Annotated in this window: 18 protein-coding genes and 1 tRNA gene; 15 read left to right on the top strand and 4 right to left on the bottom strand. The window is 60.7% G+C overall.

Translation table 11 applies throughout. The features are described 5' to 3' along the window. The first annotated feature begins 92 nt into the window (after positions 1-92). From AS189_RS13620 to hisF, 3 genes are all read left to right on the top strand, one after another. A complete protein-coding gene (locus AS189_RS13620; protein ID WP_062289973.1) occupies positions 93-356 on the top strand; it encodes a phosphoribosyl-ATP diphosphatase in 264 nt (87 codons plus the stop codon). 105 nt (positions 357-461) lie between these two features. Next, positions 462-1307 (top strand): ATP phosphoribosyltransferase, encoded by an 846-nt coding sequence (hisG, locus tag AS189_RS13615; protein ID WP_062289968.1) that lies wholly within the window; start codon positions 462-464, stop codon positions 1305-1307. A 48-nt stretch (positions 1308-1355) separates the two neighbouring features. Then, a complete protein-coding gene (gene hisF, locus AS189_RS13610) occupies positions 1356-2126 on the top strand; it encodes an imidazole glycerol phosphate synthase subunit HisF (RefSeq protein WP_062289965.1) in 771 nt (256 codons plus the stop codon). 55 nt (positions 2127-2181) lie between these two features. Here hisF and AS189_RS13605 read toward each other — a convergent pair whose 3' ends face one another. After that, complete coding sequence (locus AS189_RS13605; protein WP_062293670.1) at positions 2182-2826, bottom strand: TIGR03085 family metal-binding protein; 645 nt, start codon at positions 2824-2826, stop codon at positions 2182-2184. 232 nt (positions 2827-3058) lie between these two features. Here AS189_RS13605 and hisI point away from each other — a divergent pair, with 232 nt between their 5' ends. From hisI to pyk, 11 genes are all read left to right on the top strand, one after another. Next, on the top strand, positions 3059-3430 hold the full coding sequence (gene hisI / locus AS189_RS13600) for a phosphoribosyl-AMP cyclohydrolase (protein ID WP_237760067.1): 372 nt from the start codon (positions 3059-3061) through the stop codon (positions 3428-3430). A gap of 71 nt (positions 3431-3501) precedes the next feature. Beyond that, positions 3502-5148, top strand: coding sequence for an anthranilate synthase component I (locus AS189_RS13595; RefSeq protein ID WP_082634305.1), 1647 nt, complete (start codon positions 3502-3504; stop codon positions 5146-5148). Further along, positions 5145-5837, top strand: a complete 693-nt coding sequence (locus AS189_RS13590) for a Trp biosynthesis-associated membrane protein (RefSeq protein ID WP_237759856.1) — start codon at positions 5145-5147, stop codon at positions 5835-5837. The genes AS189_RS13595 and AS189_RS13590 overlap by 4 nt, the downstream gene beginning before the upstream one ends. A gap of 97 nt (positions 5838-5934) precedes the next feature. Further along, on the top strand, positions 5935-6210 hold the full coding sequence (locus tag AS189_RS13585; RefSeq protein WP_062289959.1) for an HGxxPAAW family protein: 276 nt from the start codon (positions 5935-5937) through the stop codon (positions 6208-6210). 2 nt (positions 6211-6212) lie between these two features. Then, entirely contained in the window at positions 6213-7043 is an 831-nt protein-coding gene (gene trpC, locus AS189_RS13580) for an indole-3-glycerol phosphate synthase TrpC (RefSeq protein ID WP_062289957.1), read from the top strand. A 128-nt stretch (positions 7044-7171) separates the two neighbouring features. Beyond that, positions 7172-8635 (top strand): tryptophan synthase subunit beta, encoded by a 1464-nt coding sequence (gene trpB, locus AS189_RS13575; RefSeq protein WP_082634545.1) that lies wholly within the window; start codon positions 7172-7174, stop codon positions 8633-8635. Next, positions 8628-9485, top strand: a complete 858-nt coding sequence (gene trpA / locus AS189_RS13570) for a tryptophan synthase subunit alpha (protein WP_062289954.1) — start codon at positions 8628-8630, stop codon at positions 9483-9485. The genes trpB and trpA overlap by 8 nt, the downstream gene beginning before the upstream one ends. Beyond that, a complete protein-coding gene (gene lgt, locus AS189_RS13565) occupies positions 9485-10708 on the top strand; it encodes a prolipoprotein diacylglyceryl transferase (protein ID WP_062293664.1) in 1224 nt (407 codons plus the stop codon). The genes trpA and lgt overlap by 1 nt, the downstream gene beginning before the upstream one ends. A gap of 654 nt (positions 10709-11362) precedes the next feature. Beyond that, positions 11363-15928 (top strand): glutamate synthase large subunit, encoded by a 4566-nt coding sequence (gltB, locus tag AS189_RS13560; RefSeq protein WP_082634544.1) that lies wholly within the window; start codon positions 11363-11365, stop codon positions 15926-15928. Next, positions 15921-17375, top strand: a complete 1455-nt coding sequence (locus tag AS189_RS13555) for a glutamate synthase subunit beta (RefSeq protein WP_062289951.1) — start codon at positions 15921-15923, stop codon at positions 17373-17375. Before gltB ends, AS189_RS13555 begins: the two co-directional genes overlap by 8 nt. Before the next feature lie 69 nt (positions 17376-17444). Further along, positions 17445-18932 carry a pyruvate kinase gene (gene pyk / locus AS189_RS13550; RefSeq protein WP_062289948.1) on the top strand — a complete coding sequence of 496 codons (1488 nt, stop codon included), beginning with the start codon at positions 17445-17447 and terminating at the stop codon, positions 18930-18932. Positions 18933-19141: 209 nt separating this feature from the next. On the opposite strand, the gene AS189_RS13545 is transcribed toward pyk, so the two are convergent. Continuing rightward, positions 19142-19744, bottom strand: coding sequence for an ANTAR domain-containing response regulator (locus AS189_RS13545; protein ID WP_062289945.1), 603 nt, complete (start codon positions 19742-19744; stop codon positions 19142-19144). A gap of 180 nt (positions 19745-19924) precedes the next feature. Between AS189_RS13545 and AS189_RS13540 the strand changes: the two genes are divergently transcribed. Continuing rightward, positions 19925-20005: transfer RNA gene (locus AS189_RS13540), tRNA-Leu, on the top strand. Between the two features lie 106 nt (positions 20006-20111). On the opposite strand, the gene AS189_RS13535 is transcribed toward AS189_RS13540, so the two are convergent. Together AS189_RS13535 and AS189_RS13530 are read right to left on the bottom strand one after the other, a co-directional pair. After that, positions 20112-21044, bottom strand: a complete 933-nt coding sequence (locus AS189_RS13535; protein ID WP_062289942.1) for a CPBP family intramembrane glutamic endopeptidase — start codon at positions 21042-21044, stop codon at positions 20112-20114. After that, a complete protein-coding gene (locus AS189_RS13530; protein ID WP_062289940.1) occupies positions 21025-21957 on the bottom strand; it encodes an alpha/beta fold hydrolase in 933 nt (310 codons plus the stop codon). The genes AS189_RS13535 and AS189_RS13530 overlap by 20 nt, the downstream gene beginning before the upstream one ends. Positions 21958-21980 lie beyond the last annotated feature (23 nt).

The raw sequence follows: 21980 nt of genomic DNA, 5'->3' as shown, positions 1-21980 counted from the left end.
GACAGGCGCGGGCGCCCTCAAGCTGTCCGCATGCTGGACTCCGGCCGTCTCAAAATCCGCGAACCCGAGCCAAACCCAGTAAGGTGGACTGCGTGAAGACCTTCGAATCCCTTTTTGATGAGCTCAGTGCGAAAGCCGCAGCCCGGCCCGCTGGCTCCCGTACCGTCGCCGAACTTGATTCCGGCGTCCACGGTATCGGCAAGAAAGTGGTTGAGGAAGCCGCCGAGGTGTGGATGGCTGCCGAGTATGAATCGGAAGCTGACTGCGCTGAGGAGATTTCCCAGCTGTTCTACCACCTGCAGGTCATGATGATCGCTAAAGGGTTGACCCTTCAGGACGTTTACAAGCATCTCTAGCCACATGCCGTGGCTGCTGTAACCGACCCCTGAATGAAGCAATAAGGCATTGAAAACCTTGCCAACAACCTTTTCGCTTGAAACTACCTGAAAGAATTGATTTACATGCTGCGTGTTGCCGTCCCCAACAAGGGTGCCCTGTCCGAAGCCGCTTCAGCGATGTTGGCGGAGGCTGGCTACCGTCAGCGCCGCGACTCCCGCGAACTGGTCATGGTTGACCCCGAGAACAACGTTGAATTCTTCTTCCTCCGTCCCCGCGACATTGCCGTTTATGTTGGCGCAGGCACCTTGGATGTTGGCATCACCGGCCGGGACCTGCTCATGGACGCTCAGGTTGATGCCGAGGAGCTATTGCCCTTGGGCTTTGCCAAGTCCACATTCCGCTTTGCCGGCCCCGTCGGCGACTTTGCTAGCGCAGCCGAGCTTGAAGGTAAGCGTCTTGCTACCAGCTACGACGGCCTGTTGCGTGAATACCTGGCCGAGCTGGGCATCAACGCTTCGGTGGTCCGCCTCGACGGCGCCGTAGAATCTTCGGTGCGCTTGGGCGTTGCCGATGCCATTGCTGACGTCGTAGAGACCGGCAGCACCCTCAAGGCCGCCGGCATGGAAATCTTCGGTGAGCCCATCCTGAGCTCCGAGGCGCTACTCATTGGCCGCCGCGGCGTCACCCCGCCTCCCGGCCTGGAAGTTCTGATCCGCCGCCTGCACAGCGTCTTGGTTGCACGCCAATACGTGCTCCTTGACTACGATGCCCCCAAGACGGTTCTGGACCGTGCCACGGCGTTGACTCCCGGTTTGGAATCACCCACCGTATCGCCCTTGCGCGACACTGACTGGGTTGCCGTGCGGTCCATGGTTTTGGCCAAGGACACCAACCGCATCATGGACGAACTCTACGATCTGGGCGCCCGCGCCATCCTGGTCAGTAACATCCACGCCTGCCGGATCTAATCCACTCCCAGCGCCGTCCCATAACTTCAGTCACAGAAGGTACATGCCATGAGTGTTGCCATCCGAGTCATCCCTTGCCTGGACGTTGACGCCGGCCGCGTGGTCAAGGGCGTCAAGTTCCAAAACCTGCGCGACGCCGGAGATCCCGTTGAGCTCGCACAGCGGTACGACCGCGCGGGGGCGGATGAGCTGACGTTCCTTGACGTCACCGCTTCCTCCGGCAACAGGGAGACCACCTTTGATGTTGTTTCCCGTGCTGCCGAGCAGATCTTCATCCCCCTCACGGTGGGTGGCGGTGTCCGTGAGGTGTCCGACGTCGATAAGCTCCTGCGCTATGGCGCGGACAAGGCGTCCATCAACACTGCGGCGATTGCCCGTCCGGCCGTCATTGATGAGATCACCCACCGTTTTGGTTCACAGGTTCTGGTACTCAGCGTTGACGCGCGGCGCACCCAGGGCGGGATCACGCCGTCGGGCTTTGAGGTGACCACTCATGGTGGGCGCAAGGGCACAGGAATGGACGCGATCGAGTGGGCCAAGGAGGCTGCCGATCGGGGCGTGGGGGAGATCCTGCTGAACTCGATCGACGCCGATGGTACCAAGGAGGGCTTCGATCTGGAGCTGATTCGTTTGGTCCGCGCGGCCGTGCACATCCCCATCATTGCCTCAGGCGGTGCGGGTAAGCCGGAGCATTTCCCTCCGGCCGTCGCCGCGGGTGCCAACGCTGTGCTGGCCGCGTCAGTGTTCCACTTCGGACCGGACAGCGCCATTGCTGATGTCAAGGCCGCGATTCGCGCCGCGGGGTACGAGGTTCGCTAACGCTTCCGTAATTTTGGACTCGGCGACTCTTGGCCCGGCCGTGGTTGAAGCGGCGCTAGAGTCCCACGTCGGCGGTGCGCAGAAGTGCGACGGCGTCCGGCTGGCCTTCGAAGGTGACAAGAGCGTGGCCGGTGCGGCCGTTGGCATGCATCAAGAGTTCGCCGGGATCGCCAATAATAGCCACCGAAACCGGCGCGCGCTTGGCAACATGGCGAGGGCCTGCCGGGTTCACCAGCACAATACCCAGATCCACGCCGCGGTACATTAAGGCTGCGCGCTTGAGCAATTCCGCCCAGAGCACCTCCGAATAGCCCGGGTCCAGGGTCCGCGGGGCCCAGCGGTCCGAGGCGCGGCGGACGTCTTCAGTATGGATGAAGAATTCGGTCAGGTTGGCGACCTGGTCCACTGACTTCAGCGCAAAGGGTGACAACTTTGGTGGGCCTGCTCTGAACTTCTCCACGAGGGCAGCAAACGTTTCAGGAGTCTTGGATCTGTCAGCCAACTCTGCAGTGGCCCGCTCCGTTGCCTTCCGCCAAGGCTTGAGGACCAAGCCAAGCCCAACGCGCGGATTGTGTTCGCGCAGGTAGAGGTGAGCGGCCAAATCCTGGGTTAGCCATCCTTCACAGAGCGTAGGTGCTCCCGGACCAGCGGCCAGCAGGGTCTCGGCAAGTACTTCGCGGGATGGTTCTACAAATTGCATCACTTGTGAAATTAGCATGTATTGGCCCCGGATGGCATTCTGAACCGCCGCAATATGGCTCCCACATTCATAAATGGCCACGCCGCACCGAGAACTTCCGGCAGCGGCTGCGCGCCACCGCGCGCCACCCGCCGTGAAGCCGTCCAGCAATGACCTTTGTCAAGGGTTTGAGGCACTAGAATTGGCTGTGATGCAGCAAAGTCCAGATCCCCAGTCCTCGTCCGCCGCGCCCATGCCTGAAACGGGTGCAGAATTGTCGGCAGAAGTCGCCGCCTTGCTCAAGCATGATGGAGCCGGCCTAGTTGCCGCCATCATCCAGCAGTTCGACAGCCAGGAAGTGTTGATGCTTGGCTGGATGGACAACGAGGCATTGCGCCGCACCCTGACCTCTGGCCGCGTCACCTTCTACTCCCGTTCACGGCAGGAATACTGGCGCAAGGGCGATACCTCCGGGCATGTCCAATATGTGAAGTCTGTAGCGCTGGACTGTGACGGCGACGCGCTCCTCATCACCGTGGATCAGGTGGGCGCCGCCTGCCACACCGGCACACGCACCTGCTTTGATGGCCGCGGGCTGCAAGCCGTGGTTGGCGAGCGCAACTAGCCCCGCCGCCCAACTAGCCCCGCAAGAAGTTGCTTAATCCGTCCGCTTGAGTCAAGAAAGCCAAACATTTCATGCAAGATCTAGGTGTCATCAGCCCCTCCCTGACGGAGTTCCGTGAACTGGCCCGCACCCGCCGGGTCATCCCCGTGCATCTGAAGGTCTTGGCCGACGCGCAAACGCCCATCGGTCTCTACCGCGCCCTGGCCGCCGAGGCCCCCGGTACCTTCTTGATGGAATCCGCTGCCGTGGGCGGGGTTTGGTCCCGCTACTCCTTCATTGGTGTGCGTTCCAGCGCAACCTTGACCACGCACGACGGCGGTGCGTTCTGGCAGGGAACTCCTCCCGTAGGCGTGCCCTTGAGTGGGAACCCGGTGGCCGCCATGGAGGCGACGCTGAAGCTCTTGGCTACGGAGCGGTTTGCTGGACTGCCACCCTTTACCTCTGGCTTGGTTGGCTTTGTCGGTTGGGAATCGGTGCGCCATTGGGAGAAGCTGCCCACGCCGCCGCCGGATGATCTGAACCTGCCCGAACTTGCCCTAAACCTCATCGCCGACATGGCTGTCCATGACAACAACGAAGGCACCGTCCTGTTGATTGCTAACGCCATCAACGCCAACGGCACGGACGAGAACGTCGATGGTGCCTGGCATGATGCCGTAAGCCGCATCCATGCCATGGTGAACCAGTTGCGCCAGCCCGTCGCCCAGCCCATGTCGGTTATTGAAGTACCTGCCGCCAGCTTCGCCGACAGCGTTGCCGAGCAGTGGGATCGCAATGAGTACCTCAAGGCCTTGGATATCGCCAAGGAAGCCATTGTTGATGGTGAGGTCTTCCAAGTGGTGGTCTCGCGCCGCTTTGAAATGGTCTGCGAGGCCAGTGCCCTTGATGTGTACCGGGTTCTGCGCAACACCAACCCCAGCCCGTATATGTACCTGTTCAGCTTTGAAGATGCTAACGGCGAACCGTATTCCATTGTTGGTTCTTCCCCCGAGGCGCTGGTCAGCGTTCTGGGCAACGAAGTCATCACCCACCCCATCGCCGGATCCCGCCCCCGTGGGGCCACCACGGAGGAAGATAAGTGGCTGGCCAAGGACCTGCTCGCTGATGAGAAGGAACGCTCCGAACACCTCATGCTGGTGGATCTGTCCCGCAATGACCTCTCCAAAGTCTGTGTCCCGGGAACTGTTGATGTCACCCAGTTCATGGAAATTGAGCGGTTCAGCCACATCATGCATCTGGTCTCCACCGTGGTGGGCACCTTGAGCCCGGAGGCGAACGCCTACGATGTCTTGGCCGCAACCTTCCCAGCTGGCACGCTCTCCGGCGCGCCCAAACCCAGGGCGCTAAGTTTGCTGGACGAATTGGAACCCATCCGTCGCGGTGTTTACGGCGGTGTGGTGGGCTACCTGGATTTCGCCGGTGACATGGACATGGCGATCGCCATCCGCTCAGCGTTACTGCGCGGTGGCAAGGCCTACGTCCAGGCCGGTGGCGGGATCGTGGCGGACTCAGTCAATGAAAGCGAAGCGTTGGAAACAGTGAACAAGGCCGCAGCACCCCTGCGGGCCGTCTACGCCGCAGCGTCCTTGCGTACCCTCGAGGAGAGCATGGGCGATGTGTCCTCGGTTCTTCCTGACACTGGTCTTCTCGACGTTGCCAGTCTCGACAGTGCGGATCTCGACAGTGCTCGTTTCGACAGTGCGGGGGAGGCGCTGTGAGCTCCGACGCCGTGACGCCCAAACCCGTCCTCCCGCAGCCCGTTAGTTCCGAATCTGTGAACCCGCAGCTGCCCGTTGCTGACCCTGCCAAGCCCCACACCTCTGCCAAGAAGGTGCCGGCCTGGAAGCGTAAATCGACCCTGGTGCTTTTGCTGATTCTTGCTGCACTGGCTGTCTTTGGCACCACCACGCAAACCTGGATTCATGTAGCCATAGCTCAGGGCGAAGTGGCGCAGACCGATCTGGATATCCCGGGAAGTAAAGCTGCCGTGGCTGTCTCAGCGCTGGCCCTGGTGGCGCTGGCAGGCGCTCTAGCCATCACCATCACCGGACGTGTTGCCCGGTTCATCACCTCAACAGTGGTGTTCCTCAGCGCAGTGGGGGTGATCGCTTTGGCACTGGCCATCGTGGCAGATCCCGTCACTGCCGCCATGTCGGAGGTGGGTGCCGCCACCGGGATCGAAGCTGCCCCCTCGCAGGCCACAGCCACCGTGTTCCCGATCCTGGCGGCCGTTGCCGCTGCCATCTTGGCCATAGGCGCCGTGTTGGTGTTCTGGCTTGGCCGGTCATGGACCGTCCGGACCAAATATGACGCCGCAAAGGATCCATCCGCAGCGAAGTCCACTGAGCCAGTTGACGAGATCGACAGCTGGGATCAGCTCAGCCGTGGCGAGGACCCTACGGCCTAGTCACGGCACAAGTCCGCGGGTTGTCCAGCTTTGGGATTCCGCGTGCAACTAGTGGCAGAATGTATTTTAGTATCCGCGTTAAATAGGGAGATTTACCATGAGCAACAAGCCGTCTGCAGCAGTATCCGTGTACGAGAACGTTGACCACAGCATAGAACTGGGCCATGGAAACAGTCCGGCAGCCTGGAGCAGCGTCTTCGTCATGCTGGTTGGTGCACTCGTAGCGTGCATCGCCTTCGTCATTGGCGCAGACGCAACCCTGGTGTTCTGGATCGGTGTGGGTGTCATTGCTGTTGGCGTCATCCTGGGCCCGGTCTTGAAGGCCGCCGGTTACGGTGTTGGCGGAAGCAAGCTGCAGAACAACGGCCACTAGCAGTGAGTGTTCTGCTGGACATCATTGACGGTGTTCGGGAAGATCTCCGCGCACGCCAAGAGCGTGTGAGCCTGGAGCAGTTGCAAGAGCGCGTGAAGCATGTGGCTCCGGCGCTTGACGCTTGGGCGGCCCTCGGCGGTGACAAGGCTGTGCGCCCGGAGTTGCAGGTGATCTCCGAGGTCAAACGCCGTAGCCCCTCAAAGGGTGATCTGGCCGGGATTTCTGATCCGGCTGCTCTGGCTACCCTGTATCAGGATGGCGGCGCCAGCATCATCAGTGTGTTGACGGAGGAGCGCCGCTTCGGCGGATCCTTGGCTGATCTCGATGCCGTGCGTGCCGCTGTGCACATCCCCGTACTCCGTAAAGACTTCACGTGCGATCCGTACATGATCTGGGAAGCCCGAGCCCACGGCGCGGACTTGGTGCTGCTCATTGTGGCGGCCCTGAGCGATGAAGAATTGCGCAGCTACTTGGCGCTGACCCACCAGTTGGGCATGAACGCCGTGGTGGAGACGCACACCGCAGAGGAAATTGAGCGGGCCGTGGCCGTTGATGCAAAGATCATTGGCATCAACGTGCGCAACTTGAAAACCCTCGACGTGGACCGCGGCGTCTTCGCCGCACTGTCCGGCGGTATTCCCCACGGGAACATTGTCAACGGGCCGATCGTGGTGGCCGAGTCAGGTGTCCGCGACGTGTCCGACGTCGAACATTATGCAGCGCACGGTGCCCACGCCATTTTGGTGGGCGAGGCGCTCGTGACGGATTCCACTCCTCGGGAGCGGATCGCGGAATTCAAAAAAGCTGGGGCCAAGGTCATCAGCACCCGTTAGCATTGGGCCCGTCCACTCAGGACGGGCCCGTTTGCCTGCATGGCTGCGGCCTGAGCGCTACGCGTACCGGCCGCCAGCACCAACGACTTTCAGTGCACAATTATTCTTAGAATAGGACGGTGGAACTGATGGCTCAAGCGCCAGCAGCTTCGTCACAGGATCCCGCTGACATGGTGGATCCGGCAACAGCATTCCTTCAGGGCTCGGTCCCCTCAGGATCAGCACCGGAGCATTCGCTGCGGCACGCTCCCGGTCCGTACTTTGGCAGCTACGGCGGCCGTTGGATGCCGGAATCGCTCATCGCGGCCCTGGATGAAATTGAAGAGACGTTCGAAAAAGCAAAAATCGATCCAGAGTTCCTGGCCCAGATTGCGGAATTGAACAAGAACTACTCGGGCCGCCCGTCATTGTTGACAGAAGCCAAGCGTTTCAGCGAGCACGCTGGTGGTGCCCGGATCTTCCTCAAGCGTGAAGACCTCAACCACACCGGTTCGCACAAGATCAACAACGTTTTGGGTCAGGCTTTGTTGGCCAAGCGCATGGGCAAGACGCGCATCATTGCCGAGACCGGCGCGGGTCAGCACGGTGTTGCCAGTGCAACCGCTGCAGCCCTGTTGGGTCTTGAATGTGTGGTCTACATGGGTGCTGAAGATTGCCGCCGCCAGGCGCTCAATGTGGCCCGTATGCAGCTGCTTGGTGCCACGGTGGTGCCGGTGACCAACGGTTCCCAGACCCTCAAGGACGCTATCAACGATGCCCTGCGTGACTGGGTAGCGAACGTTGAGAACACCCACTACGTGCTCGGCACCGTTTCCGGCGCCCACCCGTTCCCGGCCATGGTCCGCTTCTTCCACGAAGTCATTGGCGAGGAGGCCCGCGGTCAGATCATTGATCAGATCGGCCGCTTGCCCGACGCCGTGTGCGCGTGCATTGGTGGTGGCTCCAACGCCATTGGCTTGTTCCATGGTTTCTTGGATGATGCTGCCGTGAAGATCTACGGCTTTGAAGCCGCAGGTGACGGTGTTGAGACGGGCCGCCACGCGGCCACCATCACGCTGGGCCGCCCGGGTGTGCTCCACGGCGCCCGTTCCTACCTCATGCAGGACGAAGATGGCCAGACCATTGAGTCACACTCCATCTCTGCCGGCTTGGACTACCCGGGCGTTGGCCCGGAGCACGCCTACTTGGCTGATCTTGGCCGGGTTAGCTATGAAGCCATCACAGATGTTGAAGCCATGGATGCGTTCAAGCTGCTGTGCCGTACCGAAGGCATCATCCCGGCCATTGAGTCTTCTCACGCACTCGCCGGTGCTTTGAAGGTTGGTCAGCGTCTCACCGCTGATGCAGAAAAGCCTGAAGACGTGGTGATCATCGTGAACCTGTCAGGTCGCGGCGATAAGGACGTCCAGACCGCCGCTGACTGGTTCGGTCTGTTGGATGAGGACGGCAACGTCAAGGGCACCATGCTCTCCACCCGCAGCGCCAAGGGTGCCGCGCACGGCGCAGGTGCCCAGGCCGAAAAAGCCCAGGCTGAAAAAGCTCAGGATCAAGAAGCCATGGATATCAACGCAGAGGATGCCAGCAATGAGTGAAAGCACTAGCGGCCCCGACGCTGCCGTGACGTACATCAGCAAGTCTCAAGCGGCCATTGAACGCGCCAAGGCTGCCGGCCGCAAGGCCCTGGTTGCCTACCTTCCCGCGGGATTCCCAGACAAGCAGACCTCCATTGACGCCGCCATTGCCGTGGCCCGCAATGGTGCCGACATCATTGAGATCGGTATCCCGTATTCGGATCCGGTCATGGACGGTGCCGTTATTCAGGCAGCCACCACTCAGGCTCTGGACAACGGCTTCCATGTAACCGATGTCTTCGACGTGGTGGCAGCCATTACTGCTGAGACCGATGCTGCCGTCTTAGTCATGACCTACTGGAACCCGGTTATGCGTATGGGTGTCGACGAGTTCTCACGGCGCTTGGCCGAGGCCGGGGGAGCAGGACTCATCACTCCGGACCTGATTCCGGACGAGGCCTCCGAATGGTTCGCCGCATCGGAAAAGTACGGACTGGACCGGGTCTTCTTGGTTGCTCCGTCCTCCACCCCCGAGCGAGTGGCCATGACCGTTGAGGCGACGCGCGGATTTGTCTACGCCGTCTCCATCATGGGCGTCACCGGTGCCCGGAGCTCCGTCTCTAGCGCGGCTGAGGCCGTTGTGGCCGCCGCTCACGATGCTGGCGCCGCAAATGTCTGTGTTGGTCTTGGCGTTTCGCGCCCCGAACACGTCCGCGAGATTGCAGCCTATGCCGACGGCGTCATTGTGGGAACCGCCCTGGTGGCTGCCCTGCGCGACGGCGGTGTGCCCGCAGTGGGTGCGCTGGCCAAGGAATTGAGTTCCGGCTTTGACGCTCCGTCCACACCCGTAAAGGAAAACGCCACCTCGTGATCTCCACACTTGTACAGCAGTCTTTGGGTAACGCCGTGGTGGCGTCGATCCCGGCACCCACTTGGTCCGGCTTTGACCTTGGCCCGTTGCGCATCCACGCCTATGCTCTCTGTATTCTGGCGGGCATTGTTGCGGCCCTTTGGCTGACGGACCGCCGGTGGAAGCGCCGCGGCGGGCCCGAAGGCTCCATCTGGGACATTGCCATCTGGGCCATCCCCTCGGGCATCATTGGCGGCCGGCTTTACCATGTGTTCTCCTCACCCGACGCTTACTTTGGCCCGGGCTACGACGGCACCGGCGATCTCTCCCTGATCCCACAGCTTTGGTTGGGCGGCCTAGGCATCTGGGGCGCCGTAGTTCTCGGTGTGGTGGGTGCCTGGATTGGTTGCCGCCGTGCGAACGTGAAGATTTCGGCCTTCATTGACGCCGCCGCTCCCGGTATCCTGTTGGCCCAGGCCATTGGCCGCTGGGGCAACTACTTCAACCAGGAACTGTTCGGCGGGCCCACCACCCAGCCGTGGGGCCTGAGCGTTTCGCCGGAATTCGTTCCGGTTGGCTTCAGCCCCGATACCCTCTTCCACCCCACATTCTTGTACGAGTGCCTCTGGAACTTAGCCGGCGTTGCGGTATTGCTTCTGCTGGACCGCAAGCTCAAGCTACGTAACGGACGCCTTTTCCTGCTCTACGCCATGATTTACACGGCCGGGCGCGTCTGGATTGAAATGCTGCGCATTGACACCGCTGAGCAGATCACCTTCTTCGGCATCACTGCCCGCCTGAACGTGTGGACAAGCATCATCGTCTTCGTCGTTGCGCTGGTGGCGTTCATCGTGATTGGAATGATGCGCCGCGGCAGGGCCGACGATTCCGTCTTCCTCCCCGGCCGCGAGCCCTCTCTTGAAGAGGTTGAGGCAAAGGCCGCTGTGAAGAACGACGCCGGAACTTCCGCCGCAAAGCAATCGTCCACTAAGGCGGGGACTAAGCCGGTAACGGACGCCCCCACCGCTTCCGCCACGGCAGAGGCCTCCGCCGCGCCAGTGGCACTCAAGACCGAGGCTGTCGCGGCAGATTCTGCAGCGGCGGATTCAAGCACGCCCGATTCGGTGAAGTCGGAGTCTGTGACGGCAGAGCCAAGCAAGGCTGAGGCAAGCACTCCCGCGTCAAGCATTCCCGAGTCAAACACTGCAGGTGTGGACAAGGATGCAGCAGTCAAGGATTCCTAGATTCCCTGATGGCTGTTCCTGGCGCCCACTAAGAACTGACGTGGCGCCCACGGACTGAGCGTCGATGAACTGATCGCTGGATCGATAACGAAGGTGGCCCCGATAGTTCGGGGCCACCTTCTTATTGGGCTCGACAACCCGCCAACACCAGCTCGTCTCAGCAGCTCAGCTCAGCCGTGCACCCCCGCGCCCGCCGAAACCCCATCCCGGCGACCGCCCTCAGCGCCCGCCGAATCCACGCCCCAGCAGCTCCGTTCATCGACCGCTCCGGCCCCGCCTCATCACCGCTGTAACCCTGCGGAAACCACGTCACTGTACCGCAGGCTCGGGATAGTTGCCCTCTTTGCCGACGCGCGCAACCCAAATAATATTACTGATCCTGCATGTGAGTCCATTATGTAAGATATGTTGTTTTGACTGATTCTTGCGGCGTTATAGTAAAAACCGCTGCACAGAATAACCGGCCCAAGAAGTCTTTGTTCATTGTGCATTTGCACTATTCATCGAGTTGGGAATATCCGCATCGCGGAGCACGGGCCAGAGACGTCCCCACCAACGCCCAATTATGGGAAGGACATCCCCGTCGTGACATTGAACCCAGCACATGACTCCCACCGGCCGCAGGCCATCTCACCGTTCACTCGCTTTGCCGGCATGCCCGAGCAGGCGGGACTTTACCGTCCCGAGTCCGAGAAGGACGCCTGTGGTTTGGCGATCGTCGCCACGCTGCGCGGCACCCCGGGCCACGACATCGTGCAGAAGGCCCTTGTCGCTTTGCGTAACCTGGAACACCGCGGTGCCGTTGGCGCTGATGAAGGTACAGGAGACGGTGCTGGCATCCTGACGCAGGTTCCCGATGAGTTCTTCCGCGCCGTGTCCGGCGTCGAACTGCCAGCACAGGGCAACTACGCCGTAGGTACCGCCTTTCTCCCCACAGAAGCAGCCGAACAGACAGCAGCAAAGTCCGGCCTTGAAGCTCTGGCCGAAAGCGAAGGACTGCGCGTCCTGGGCTGGCGAGAAGTGCCCATTGTCAGCGATCTGGTCGGTGCCAGCGCCTTGGCCTGCATGCCGTACTTCAGCCAGCTGTTCGTTGCTCTAGAGACGGAGCCTGCTCAGCCGCTGGACATCCTCAGTGCCAACGTCCTTGACGGCAAGGCCTTCCGCTTGCGCAAGCGTGCCCAGCAAAAGTTTGGCGTGTACTTCCCGTCATTGTCCTCCAAGACCATTGTCTACAAGGGCATGCTCACCACCGCTCAGGTGGAGCCGTTCTACCCGGACCTCTCCGATCCCCGCTTCACCACGAAGCTTGCCATTGTGCACTCACGCTTCTCCACAAACACGTTCCCCTCGTGGCCGTTGGCTCAGCCGTTCCGCGCCATTGCCCACAACGGTGAGATCAACACGGTCAAGGGCAACCGCAACTGGATGCGCGCCCGCCAGTCCACCATGTCTCACCCACTGCTGGGCGACACCCCCGAAGAGTTGTTCCCGATCTGCACGCCCGGCGCCTCTGACTCGGCATCCTTCGATGAGGTAGCGGAGCTGCTGTGGCTCTCCGGTCGCCCTATCACCGAAGCCGTCATGATGATGATCCCCGAGGCCTGGGAAAATCACGCCACGATGGCTCCGGCCCGCAAGGCGTTCTACGAATACCACTCGCTCATGATGGAACCGTGGGATGGCCCTGCAGCAGTGTCATTCACCGACGGCAACTTGGTTGGCGCCACTTTGGACCGCAATGGTCTGCGCCCGGCCCGTTTCTGGGTCACCGATGACGGTCTGGTGGTTCTGGCTTCCGAGGTTGGCGTTCTGGAGTTGGATCCGGCAACCATCGTGCAAAAGGGCCGTGTTTCCCCTGGCACCATGTTCTTGCTGGACACCGACAAGGGCCAGCTCATCAGTGATGAGCAGGTCAAGGCAGAGGTCGCTGCGGCTGCGCCGTACGAGCGCTGGGCCAAGGAAAACACTATCCAGCTCGCCGACCTGCCCGAGCGTGAGCACGTCATCCACACCAGCTCGTCCGTGCTGCACCGCCAGCGCACCTTCGGCTACACCACTGAAGAGCTGCGCATCCTCCTGGGCCCCATGGCCAAGGCCGGCGCCGAGCCGCTGGGCGCCATGGGAACCGACACTCCCGTCGCCGTGCTCTCCCAGCGTCCGCGCCTGTTGTTTGATTACTTTGTGCAGCAGTTCGCCCAGGTCACCAACCCGCCGTTGGATGCCATCCGCGAAGAGCTGGTCACCTCGCTGCACACCACCATCGGCCCGCAGGGCAATTTGCTCTCACGCAACAAGGTCACCGCGCCTCAGCTGGCACTGAACTTCCCCGTCATTGACAACGATGACCTGGCCAAGATCGCGAATATGGAATCGCCCATCGCGGCCGATGGTTCCGGTGGCGAGAAGATTTCCATGAAGGTTCGTGGCCTGTACAAGGTCGACGGCGGTGAGCTCGCCTTGCGTGCCCGACTCTCCGAGATCGGTGAGCAGATCTCCGGCGCCATCAACCGTGGCGTGCAGTACATTGTGCTCTCCGATAGGGACTCCTCAGCTGTTTGGGCTCCCATCCCGTCGCTGCTGTTGCTCAGCGCCGTCCACCACCACCTGCTGCGCAGCGCCAACCGCACCAAGGTTTCCCTGGTGGTGGAAGCAGGCGATGTCCGCGAAGTTCACCACGTGGCCGTGCTGGTGGGTTACGGTGCCGCAGCCGTGAATCCGTACCTGGCCATGGAATCGGTGGAGGAACTCATCCGCAATGAGGACGTCACCGGTGTAACGCCCGAGGAGGGCGTGAAGAACCTGATCAAGGGTCTTGGCAAGGGCGTTTTGAAGATCATGTCCAAGATGGGCATCTCCACTGTGTCCTCCTACTGTGGCGCACAGACCTTTGAAGCGCTGGGCCTGTCCCAGGACGTGGTCAACACCTACTTCACCGGCACCGTGACCCAGCTGGGCGGCGTTGGCTTGGATGTGATTGCCAAGGAAGTTTCGGCACGGCACATTCTGGCCTACCCTGTCGATGGCGTAGACGTTCCGCACCGCCCGCTCCTGGGCGGCGGCGAATACCAGTGGCGCCGCGATGGCGAACCGCACCTGTTCAATCCGGACACCGTTTTCCGTCTCCAGCACGCTACCCGCGAACGCCGCTACGATATTTTCAAGAAGTACACCGAAGGGGTCGATGAGCAGTCCAACAAGCTCATGACCTTCCGTGGCTTGCTCACGTTCAAAGATGGCGTTCGCCCGCCGGTGCCGCTGGATGAGGTGGAATCGGTCAGCAGCATTGTCAAGCGCTTCTCCACGGGCGCCATGAGCTACGGTTCCATTTCCCAGGAAGCACACCAGACCCTGGCCATCGCCATGAACCGATTGGGCGCCAAGTCCAACACCGGTGAAGGTGGCGAGGATGTTGAGCGCCTGTTGGATCCGGAGCGTCGCAGCGCCATCAAGCAGGTTGCCTCGGGCCGCTTCGGCGTCACCAGTCTGTACCTGACTAACGCCGAAGATATTCAGATCAAGATGGCGCAAGGCGCCAAGCCCGGCGAGGGTGGCCAGCTCATGGCCAAGAAGGTGTATCCGTGGATCGCCGAGACCCGTCACTCCACCCCTGGTGTTGGTTTGATTTCTCCGCCCCCGCACCATGATATTTACTCCATTGAGGACCTGGCGCAGCTCATTTACGACTGCAAGCGTGCCAACCCGAGTGCCAGGGTCCACGTCAAGCTCGTCTCCGAGATGGGGATTGGCACCGTGGCCTCCGGCGTCACCAAAGCCAAGGCCGACGTCGTTCTGGTTTCAGGGCACGACGGCGGAACCGGTGCCAGCCCGCTGAACTCCCTCAAGCATGCAGGCATGCCGTGGGAGCTTGGCTTGGCCGAGACTCAGCAGACGCTGCGTCTGAACGGTCTGCGCGAGCGGGTTGTGGTGCAGGTTGATGGGCAGCTCAAGACGGGCCGCGACGTTATCATCGCCGCGTTGCTCGGTGCTGAGGAGTACGGTTTCGCTACGGCTCCGTTGGTGGTGTCCGGCTGTGTCATGATGCGTGTTTGCCACCTGGACACGTGCCCCGTGGGTGTTGCCACGCAGAATCCGGAACTTCGCCAGCGCTTCAGCGGCAAGCCGGAGTTTGTGGTCAACTTCTTCGAGTTCCTCGCTGAAGAAGTCCGCGAACTGCTCGCAGAGCTCGGGTTCCGCAGCCTCGAAGAGGCCATTGGCCAGTCCAGCGTGCTTGATATCAAGGCGGCGCTGAATCACTGGAAGACCGCTGGCTTGGACTTGAGCCCCATCCTGTCCGACGCCGGTGTTCCCGCCGATGCGCCCGTCCGTCACTTGGTCAACCAGAACCACGAGCTGGAGAAGCACTTTGACCAGCAGTTGATCGCCATGTCCGCTGAAGCGTTCAGTGACCGGGCACCGGTGAAGATCAGTGTCCCTGTCATCAATACGGACCGCTCCGTGGGTACGCTTCTGGGTCACCATGTGACCAAGAAGTTCGGCATTGACGTGCTCGGTCCGGACACCATTGATGTGACGTTGACCGGTCAAGCTGGCCAGTCGTTGGGTGCGTTCTTGCCCACGGGCATCACGCTGCGTTTGCTCGGCGATGCCAATGACTACGTGGGCAAGGGCCTCTCCGGTGGTCGGATCACCGTCCGCCCTGACCGCAGCAGCCCCTTCGTGGCGGCAGAGAACGTCATTGCCGGCAACGTGATTGGTTACGGGGCCACCAGCGGTGAAATGTTCCTGCGCGGTCTTGTGGGGGAGCGGTTCCTGGTCCGTAATTCCGGAGCCACCGCCGTCGTTGAAGGCATTGGTGATCATGGTTGTGAATACATGACTGGTGGCCGCACCTTGATCTTGGGTCCCACGGGACGTAACTTTGGTGCTGGCATGTCCGGTGGTACGGCGTACGTCCTGGACCTGGAACCCAGCCAGGTGAACAAGGTGTCTCTGGACTCCGGGGAGCTGATGCTTTTGACGCTCGACGCCGTGGACCAGGAACTGGTGCACACGCTGTTGCAACGCCATCTTGATGAGACGGAATCCGAGACGGCAGCAGCCTTGCTGGCGGATTTCCCCGGCACCGTGGCACGTATAACCAAGGTGCTGCCGCGCGATTACGCAGCAGTTTTGGAAACCCGCTTGGCAGCAGCCGAGTTGGGCGAAGACCCGGATGGCGCAACTGTCTGGCAGAAAATTTTGGAGGTCACCGGTGGCTGATCCGCACGGTTTCTTAAACACTCGCGAACGCATCACTCAGACCCGCCGGCCCGTTCCCGTCCGCATCATGGACTGGAAGGAAGTCTACGAGGCTCAGGAAAAGGGTGTGCTGAAGTCCCAAGCGGGGCGCTGCATGGACTGTGGCGTGCCGTTCTGCCACCAGGGCTGCCCACTGGGAAACCTCATTCCCGAATGGAACGACCTCACGTGGCGCGACAAGGGTCAAGAGGCCATTGAGCGCTTGCACGCCACCAACAACTTCCCCGAGTTCACGGGACGGCTGTGCCCGGCACCGTGCGAAAGCTCATGTGTTCTGGGTATCAATCAGCCTGCTGTGACCATCAAGCAGGTGGAGGTCTCCATCATTGATGAGGCCTTCAACCAGGACTGGGTTCACCCGTTGCCCCCGGCCCGCCTCACAGGTAAGACTGTCGCCGTCGTAGGTTCCGGTCCGGCAGGGCTGGCAGCCGCACAGCAGCTGACCCGTACGGGCCACACCGTTGCCGTCTATGAGCGCGATGACCGGATTGGTGGCCTGCTGCGCTACGGCATCCCCGACTTCAAGCTGGAGAAGGAGAGCGTGGACCGCCGCGTGGCACAAATGGAGGCCGAGGGAACACGCTTCCGCACCGGTATCGAGATTGGCAAGGACTTGGGGTGGGATGAGCTCCGCCGCCGCTATGACGCCGTCGTGGTGTGCATTGGCTCCACTGTTCCGCGTGAACTGCCCATTCCGGGCCGTGCGTTACAGGGTGTCCATGTCGCCATGGATTACCTGGTGCAGGGCAACAAGGCTGTGGCAGGAGATGTGCAGCCCGAGCAGATCGATGCGCGCGGCAAGCACGTGGTGATTCTGGGTGGTGGCGATACCGGTGCTGACTGCATTGGTACGGCACACCGTCAGCAGGCCGCGTCGGTGACCACACTGGCCATCGGTGCTCAGCCGCCGCTGGAGCGCTCTGCCAAGCAGCCGTGGCCCACGTTCCCCAATCTCTTTGAGGTGGCTAGCGCCCATGAGGAGGGTGGCGAGCGGACGTACCTGGCTTCCACCGTGGAGTTCCTGGGCGAGAACGGTGTGGTGACCGGAATCAAGATTGCCGAGACTGAATTTGTTGGTGGCCGCAGGGTTCCCAAGGAAGGCACCGAACGCGTCATTGCCGCGGACCTGGTGCTCCTGGCTATGGGCTTCACCGGTCCGGAATCTGCCGAACTGGTGCACCAGCTGCCTGTGACGTTGGATGCTCGCTCAAATATTAACCGTGATGGTTACTACATGACCGACCGTGAGGGTGTCTTTGTAGCCGGCGATGCCGGGCGCGGCCAGTCACTGATTGTTTGGGCCATTGCCGAGGGGCGGGCGTGCGCGGCCGCCGTGGACAAGCACCTGATGGGGGAGACGTTCCTGCCTGCTCCTGTCTCACCTAGCGATTCAGCTATGAGTGTCTAGCGGCAAAGCGATAGGCTGTCTGAGGGCACCAAAGATTTCTGCTGATAAACCACACAATAGGTAGGTACATTGAGACGCGCAAAAATTGTTGCGACTTTCGGGCCGGCAATCGCCAGCTATGAGAACACACTTGCAGTACTGGAGGCGGGCGTAAACGTAGCCCGCATGAACATGAGCCACGGCGACTACGGCGTGCACCAGAACACGTACGAGAACGTGCGCAAGGCAGCCGAGGCACTGGGCAAGCCCGTAGCCATCATGGCCGACTTGCAGGGCCCCAAGATCCGCTTGGGCCGCTTCGCCAACGGCGAGGGTTACACCCTTGCTGTGGGCGATGTTTTCACCATCACCACCGAAGATGTCCCAGGTACCAAGGACATCTGCTCCACCACGTTGAAGTCCCTCACCGAGGACGTCAAGGTTGGCGACATCATGCTGATCGACGATGGCAAGGTGTCCGTTCGGGCCACTGCCGTTGACGCCGTGAAGGTTGTCACCGAAGTTACCGTTCCGGGCAAAGTCTCCAACAACAAGGGCATTAACCTGCCTGGCGTTGCTGTGAATGTCCCCGCCTTGAGCGAAAAGGATGAGAGTGACCTGCGCTGGGCGCTGGCGTGCGGCGTGGACCTGGTGGCCCTGTCGTTCGTGCGTGATGCAGCTGATATCACCCGCGTTCACGAGATCATGGATGAGGAAGGCCGCCGCGTGCCGGTCATCGCCAAGATCGAGAAGCCGCAGGCTGTTGCCAACCTGGAAGCCATTGTTGATGCGTTTGACGCCATCATGGTTGCCCGTGGCGACTTGGGCGTGGAGCTTCCTCTGGAAGATGTCCCGCTGGTACAGAAGAAGTGTGTTGAAATGGCACGCCGCTGGGCCAAGCCCGTCATCGTGGCAACGCAGGTTCTGGAATCCATGATTGAGAACCCGCGCCCCACCCGCGCAGAGGCTTCTGACTGTGCAAACGCAGTGCTCGACGGCGCGGATGCAGTCATGCTCTCCGGCGAGACGAGCGTTGGTGCTTACCCGATCGAGACCGTTAAGGTCATGGCTCGGATCATCGAAGCTGCTGAAGCTGAAGATGGCATGAAGCTGATCCCGAAGCTCGGTTCCGAGCCGAAGACCCGCGGTGGCGTCATCACAGCAGCTGCTGTGCAGATCGCTAAGCAGTTGGATGCAAAGTACATCGCAACGTTCACGCAGTCCGGTGATTCGGCTCAGCGTCTGTCCCGTCTGCGCCCGTCCAAGCCCGTCTTGGCGTTCACACCGGTGGAGAGCGTGCGTAACCAGCTGGCCTTGGCCTGGGGCATTGAGCCCGTTCTGGTGCCCATGGTTTCCCACACGGATGCCATGACCGAGCAGGTCGACGCCACGCTGTTGGAAAAGGGCCTTGTCAATGAGGGCGATCTGGTTGTTATTGCAGCCGGTTCCCCTCCCGGACAGGCCGGTTCCACCAACCTGGTCAAGGTCCACAAGGTAGGCGACCTCGCAGACCTGGGCAAGGCTGCTGCTGGCGACCGCGCCAACCGCGAAAAGATTGGCCCCTGGCCGGTCGGCTAGCATTTGCTAGTCCGTTAGGGAACGACGGCGGCACCCACCCTTCGCTTTTCGCGTTGGGTAGGTGCCGCCGTCGCACTTTAAGGGGAAGAGTCAGTGGAAAGCAAAAATGACACCGATTCCGCTTTCGGATCCTGGGATATCGGGATCAGAAAGTGGAATCGGTGTCATTTTTGGCTGGCAAGCTGCGGGGTGGGCGAGCTTGTGGAGACTTAGTTGACCTGGTTGATGATGGTCTCGGCAACTTCACGCATGCTGAGGCGGCGGTCCATGGAGGTCTTCTGGATCCAGCGGAATGCCTCGGGCTCGGTGAGGCCCATCTTGGTGGTCAGCAGGCTCTTGGCGCGCTCTACGAGCTTGCGGGTGGCGAACTGTTCCTGGAGGTCGGAGACTTCCTCTTCAAGGGCCTTGATCTCCTCGTGACGGGAGAGGGCGATCTCGAGGGCGGGGATCAGATCTGCGGGGGTGAAGGGCTTGACTACGTAGGCCATGGCGCCGGCGTCGCGGGCGCGCTCAACGAGTTCCTTCTGGCTAAAGGCGGTGAGGAGCACGACGGGGGCGATGCGGGCCTTGACGATGATCTCAGCGGCCGTGATGCCGTCCATGACGGGCATCTTGACGTCCATGAGGACCAGATCGGGCTTGAGCTCCTTCGCGAGCTCCACGGCCTTCTCGCCATTGTCTGCTTCACCGACCACGTCGTAGCCCTCGCCACGAAGGATTTCCATGATGTCCAAGCGGATCAGGGTCTCATCCTCGGCAACAATAACGCGACGTGCGGGCGAGGTGGGGGTTGTATCCGGCTGTTCTGACACAAAAAACTCCTTTAAAGGGGTGAAATACACCACATTTTGCGAATATTGAGCCCTAGGCGGGCTTCGGTTCCACAAAACAGCCTATATGCATGTAGAGTAGTTGCGCGCACTGGTTCGGAAGTGATTCAAGAACTGGAGCGTGATCTTTGTAACAGCGTTGATTTGAACGCTTTTGCTAAGGCCCAAGTGGCGGAACGGCAGACGCGCTGCACTCAAAATGCAGTATCGAAAGGTGTGTGGGTTCGAATCCCACCTTGGGCACATTTGTTCGAAAACCCCCTGGTGACAGGGGGTTTTCGTCTTTAAGTGTTGACAGGCTGTTTAGCGAGTTGAAATAGGTTCCTGCGAGTTCGTCTGCGGCGCTCTATTACATGCTGTTGAGGGCGATATGCACGACCGAGGGGATAACCAGGTTGCGTGTGCATTCAAAGAGGATTCCCAACGCGAGCCCGATGAGTGATTGCTGGGCGATGGTGATAGCTATCGCCGGAAGAAGCCCTGTATGGCCAGTGTTGCTGTAACCAACCCCGAGGTGCCAGACCCCGAACACGAGTGCCTGGAGGACCATCGCCCAACCTGGCCCGGTGAGAAGCCGCAGCCGCGTTTGGAGAATTCCACGGAACAGGAACTCCTCGAGGAAGCCATTCTGCATGAAGTTGGACGCGAAGCTACCCAATAGCCTTACGATCGAGAGTTGACCGCTGATCAGGATGTAGGCAATCCACGCGAGTGGCACGGCACAGCAGATCAGTAGGGCTCGACCTACCCGGTGGCCTCTGGAGAATCCCAGTGTCGGGAGGCGCGCACCAGCGAGCAGCAGCAGTATGAGCGGGATAAGGACGTAGGTGACGGGATTGATTAGGAAGGTGCCCAGCCCCTCACCGAACCATTGCTCACCTAGACGTTTGAGCCATTCGACCAGCGGTGTCCACAACGGGATGGCCAAGCTTTCTTCGACGACGTTGTGATAGGCAAGGTTGTTCCATGCGGTGAGTGAGATGATCACTGCCGCCAGCCCGAGCTGCGCCCACACCCTGCGGCGTGCTGGCCCAGCAACAAGTGTCGCCATGTGTTCGGGTTCAGTGGTTGCCGTCACAATCAGGCAGAGCACCAGCAGGACAATGCCGACTCCTATGCCACCGACCGGAATAGCTTGCCCTTCGACGAGGAGCACTAGGACGGAAGTGATCCACACTGCGGCGAAGAACCATGCGGGTTTAGAAGCGGACACGGCCCTCAACGCCCGAACGACGTTGCCACGAAAACCCATTTGCTGTCGTTCAGCCGAGAAACGCGTCAAGAGACTCAGCCAATTCCTTTGAATGCGTCCAATGCAAATAGTGGCCACCTTCGAGCACCACCAGCTCCGAACGCTCCAGTGCTTCCAACTGCTGTTCGTGCGCCGGACGCCACTGCGTGTTTGCGTCAATGAGTTGTCGTGACACGAACGCCAGCACTGGAAGTTCTCTCGGGTAGCCCAACCGTGCCACTGCAGCAAAGTTCTCTGCGGACCGGTTGTTCTCATCGATGACCGCCGGGTTGGCGTAGTTCCAGATCGTCATTAGGTGGATCTGCTCAATTTCCTGTTGGGAGTAAGTCTTGGCCGGCGCCGCGGGCGCCGTGATTTGCGGATTGAGTGCGCTCATCCACCGCACCCAGCCAATTGTCGAAAGGAACCGTTGCCCGAGACCCATTTTTGGTGGAACCGCGAAAGCCTCGGGAACGGTTCCGTCGATGGTTACGAGGGCAGATACCTCACCGGGGAATCGGTTCACATAGTCGAGGCTGTAAATTCCTGCCATCGAGTGGCCTATCAGGATGTAGGATCCGTTCACGCCAAGCGCCTTGAGGGTTTCGTGCAGCTCGGTGGAGATGTTCTCGACAGTTCGATCAGTGGCATCCTTATCACTGTAGCCATATCCGAACCGCTCGATGACAACAACGGTGTACTCGTCCTTGAGCTCCTTGATCAAGGGAGTGAAGTCCAACGCCGGTGAGGCGGTCCCGTAGCCGTTAAGCAGCACCACGGTCTGCTCACCTGTTCCGGTCACCGAGACATTGACTTCGCCGCCGTCGATGCTGACACGCTCACCATAAGGTTGTGCGGTTGCCTGCTCGTAAGCACCCAACGCCAGATTAGTGATAGTCGAGGTCGCGGCAAGAACGACGGCGGACATCCCGACGATCGCCAGTACCTTCAGCAGTGTCCTCATGCACGCTCAGTCGAACATCGTGT

This window comes from Arthrobacter alpinus (genome assembly GCF_001445575.1).
Lineage (GTDB): Bacteria > Actinomycetota > Actinomycetes > Actinomycetales > Micrococcaceae > Specibacter > Specibacter alpinus_C.
This window is presented reverse-complemented; position numbering and strand designations above follow the sequence as displayed.

Excerpts from the sequence above, each read along its gene's own strand:
- hisG (WP_062289968.1), top strand. The coding sequence starts at position 462 with ATGCTGCGTGTTGCCGTCCCCAACAAGGGTGCCCTGTCCGAAGCCGCT.
- hisF (WP_062289965.1), top strand. The coding sequence starts at position 1,356 with ATGAGTGTTGCCATCCGAGTCATCCCTTGCCTGGACGTTGACGCCGGC.
- AS189_RS13605 (WP_062293670.1), bottom strand. The coding sequence starts at position 2,826 with ATGCAATTTGTAGAACCATCCCGCGAAGTACTTGCCGAGACCCTGCTG.
- hisI (WP_237760067.1), top strand. The coding sequence starts at position 3,059 with ATGCCTGAAACGGGTGCAGAATTGTCGGCAGAAGTCGCCGCCTTGCTC.
- AS189_RS13595 (WP_082634305.1), top strand. The coding sequence starts at position 3,502 with ATGCAAGATCTAGGTGTCATCAGCCCCTCCCTGACGGAGTTCCGTGAA.
- AS189_RS13585 (WP_062289959.1), top strand. The coding sequence starts at position 5,935 with ATGAGCAACAAGCCGTCTGCAGCAGTATCCGTGTACGAGAACGTTGAC.
- trpB (WP_082634545.1), top strand. The coding sequence starts at position 7,172 with ATGGCTCAAGCGCCAGCAGCTTCGTCACAGGATCCCGCTGACATGGTG.
- trpA (WP_062289954.1), top strand. The coding sequence starts at position 8,628 with ATGAGTGAAAGCACTAGCGGCCCCGACGCTGCCGTGACGTACATCAGC.
- gltB (WP_082634544.1), top strand. The coding sequence starts at position 11,363 with ATGCCCGAGCAGGCGGGACTTTACCGTCCCGAGTCCGAGAAGGACGCC.
- AS189_RS13530 (WP_062289940.1), bottom strand. The coding sequence starts at position 21,957 with ATGAGGACACTGCTGAAGGTACTGGCGATCGTCGGGATGTCCGCCGTC.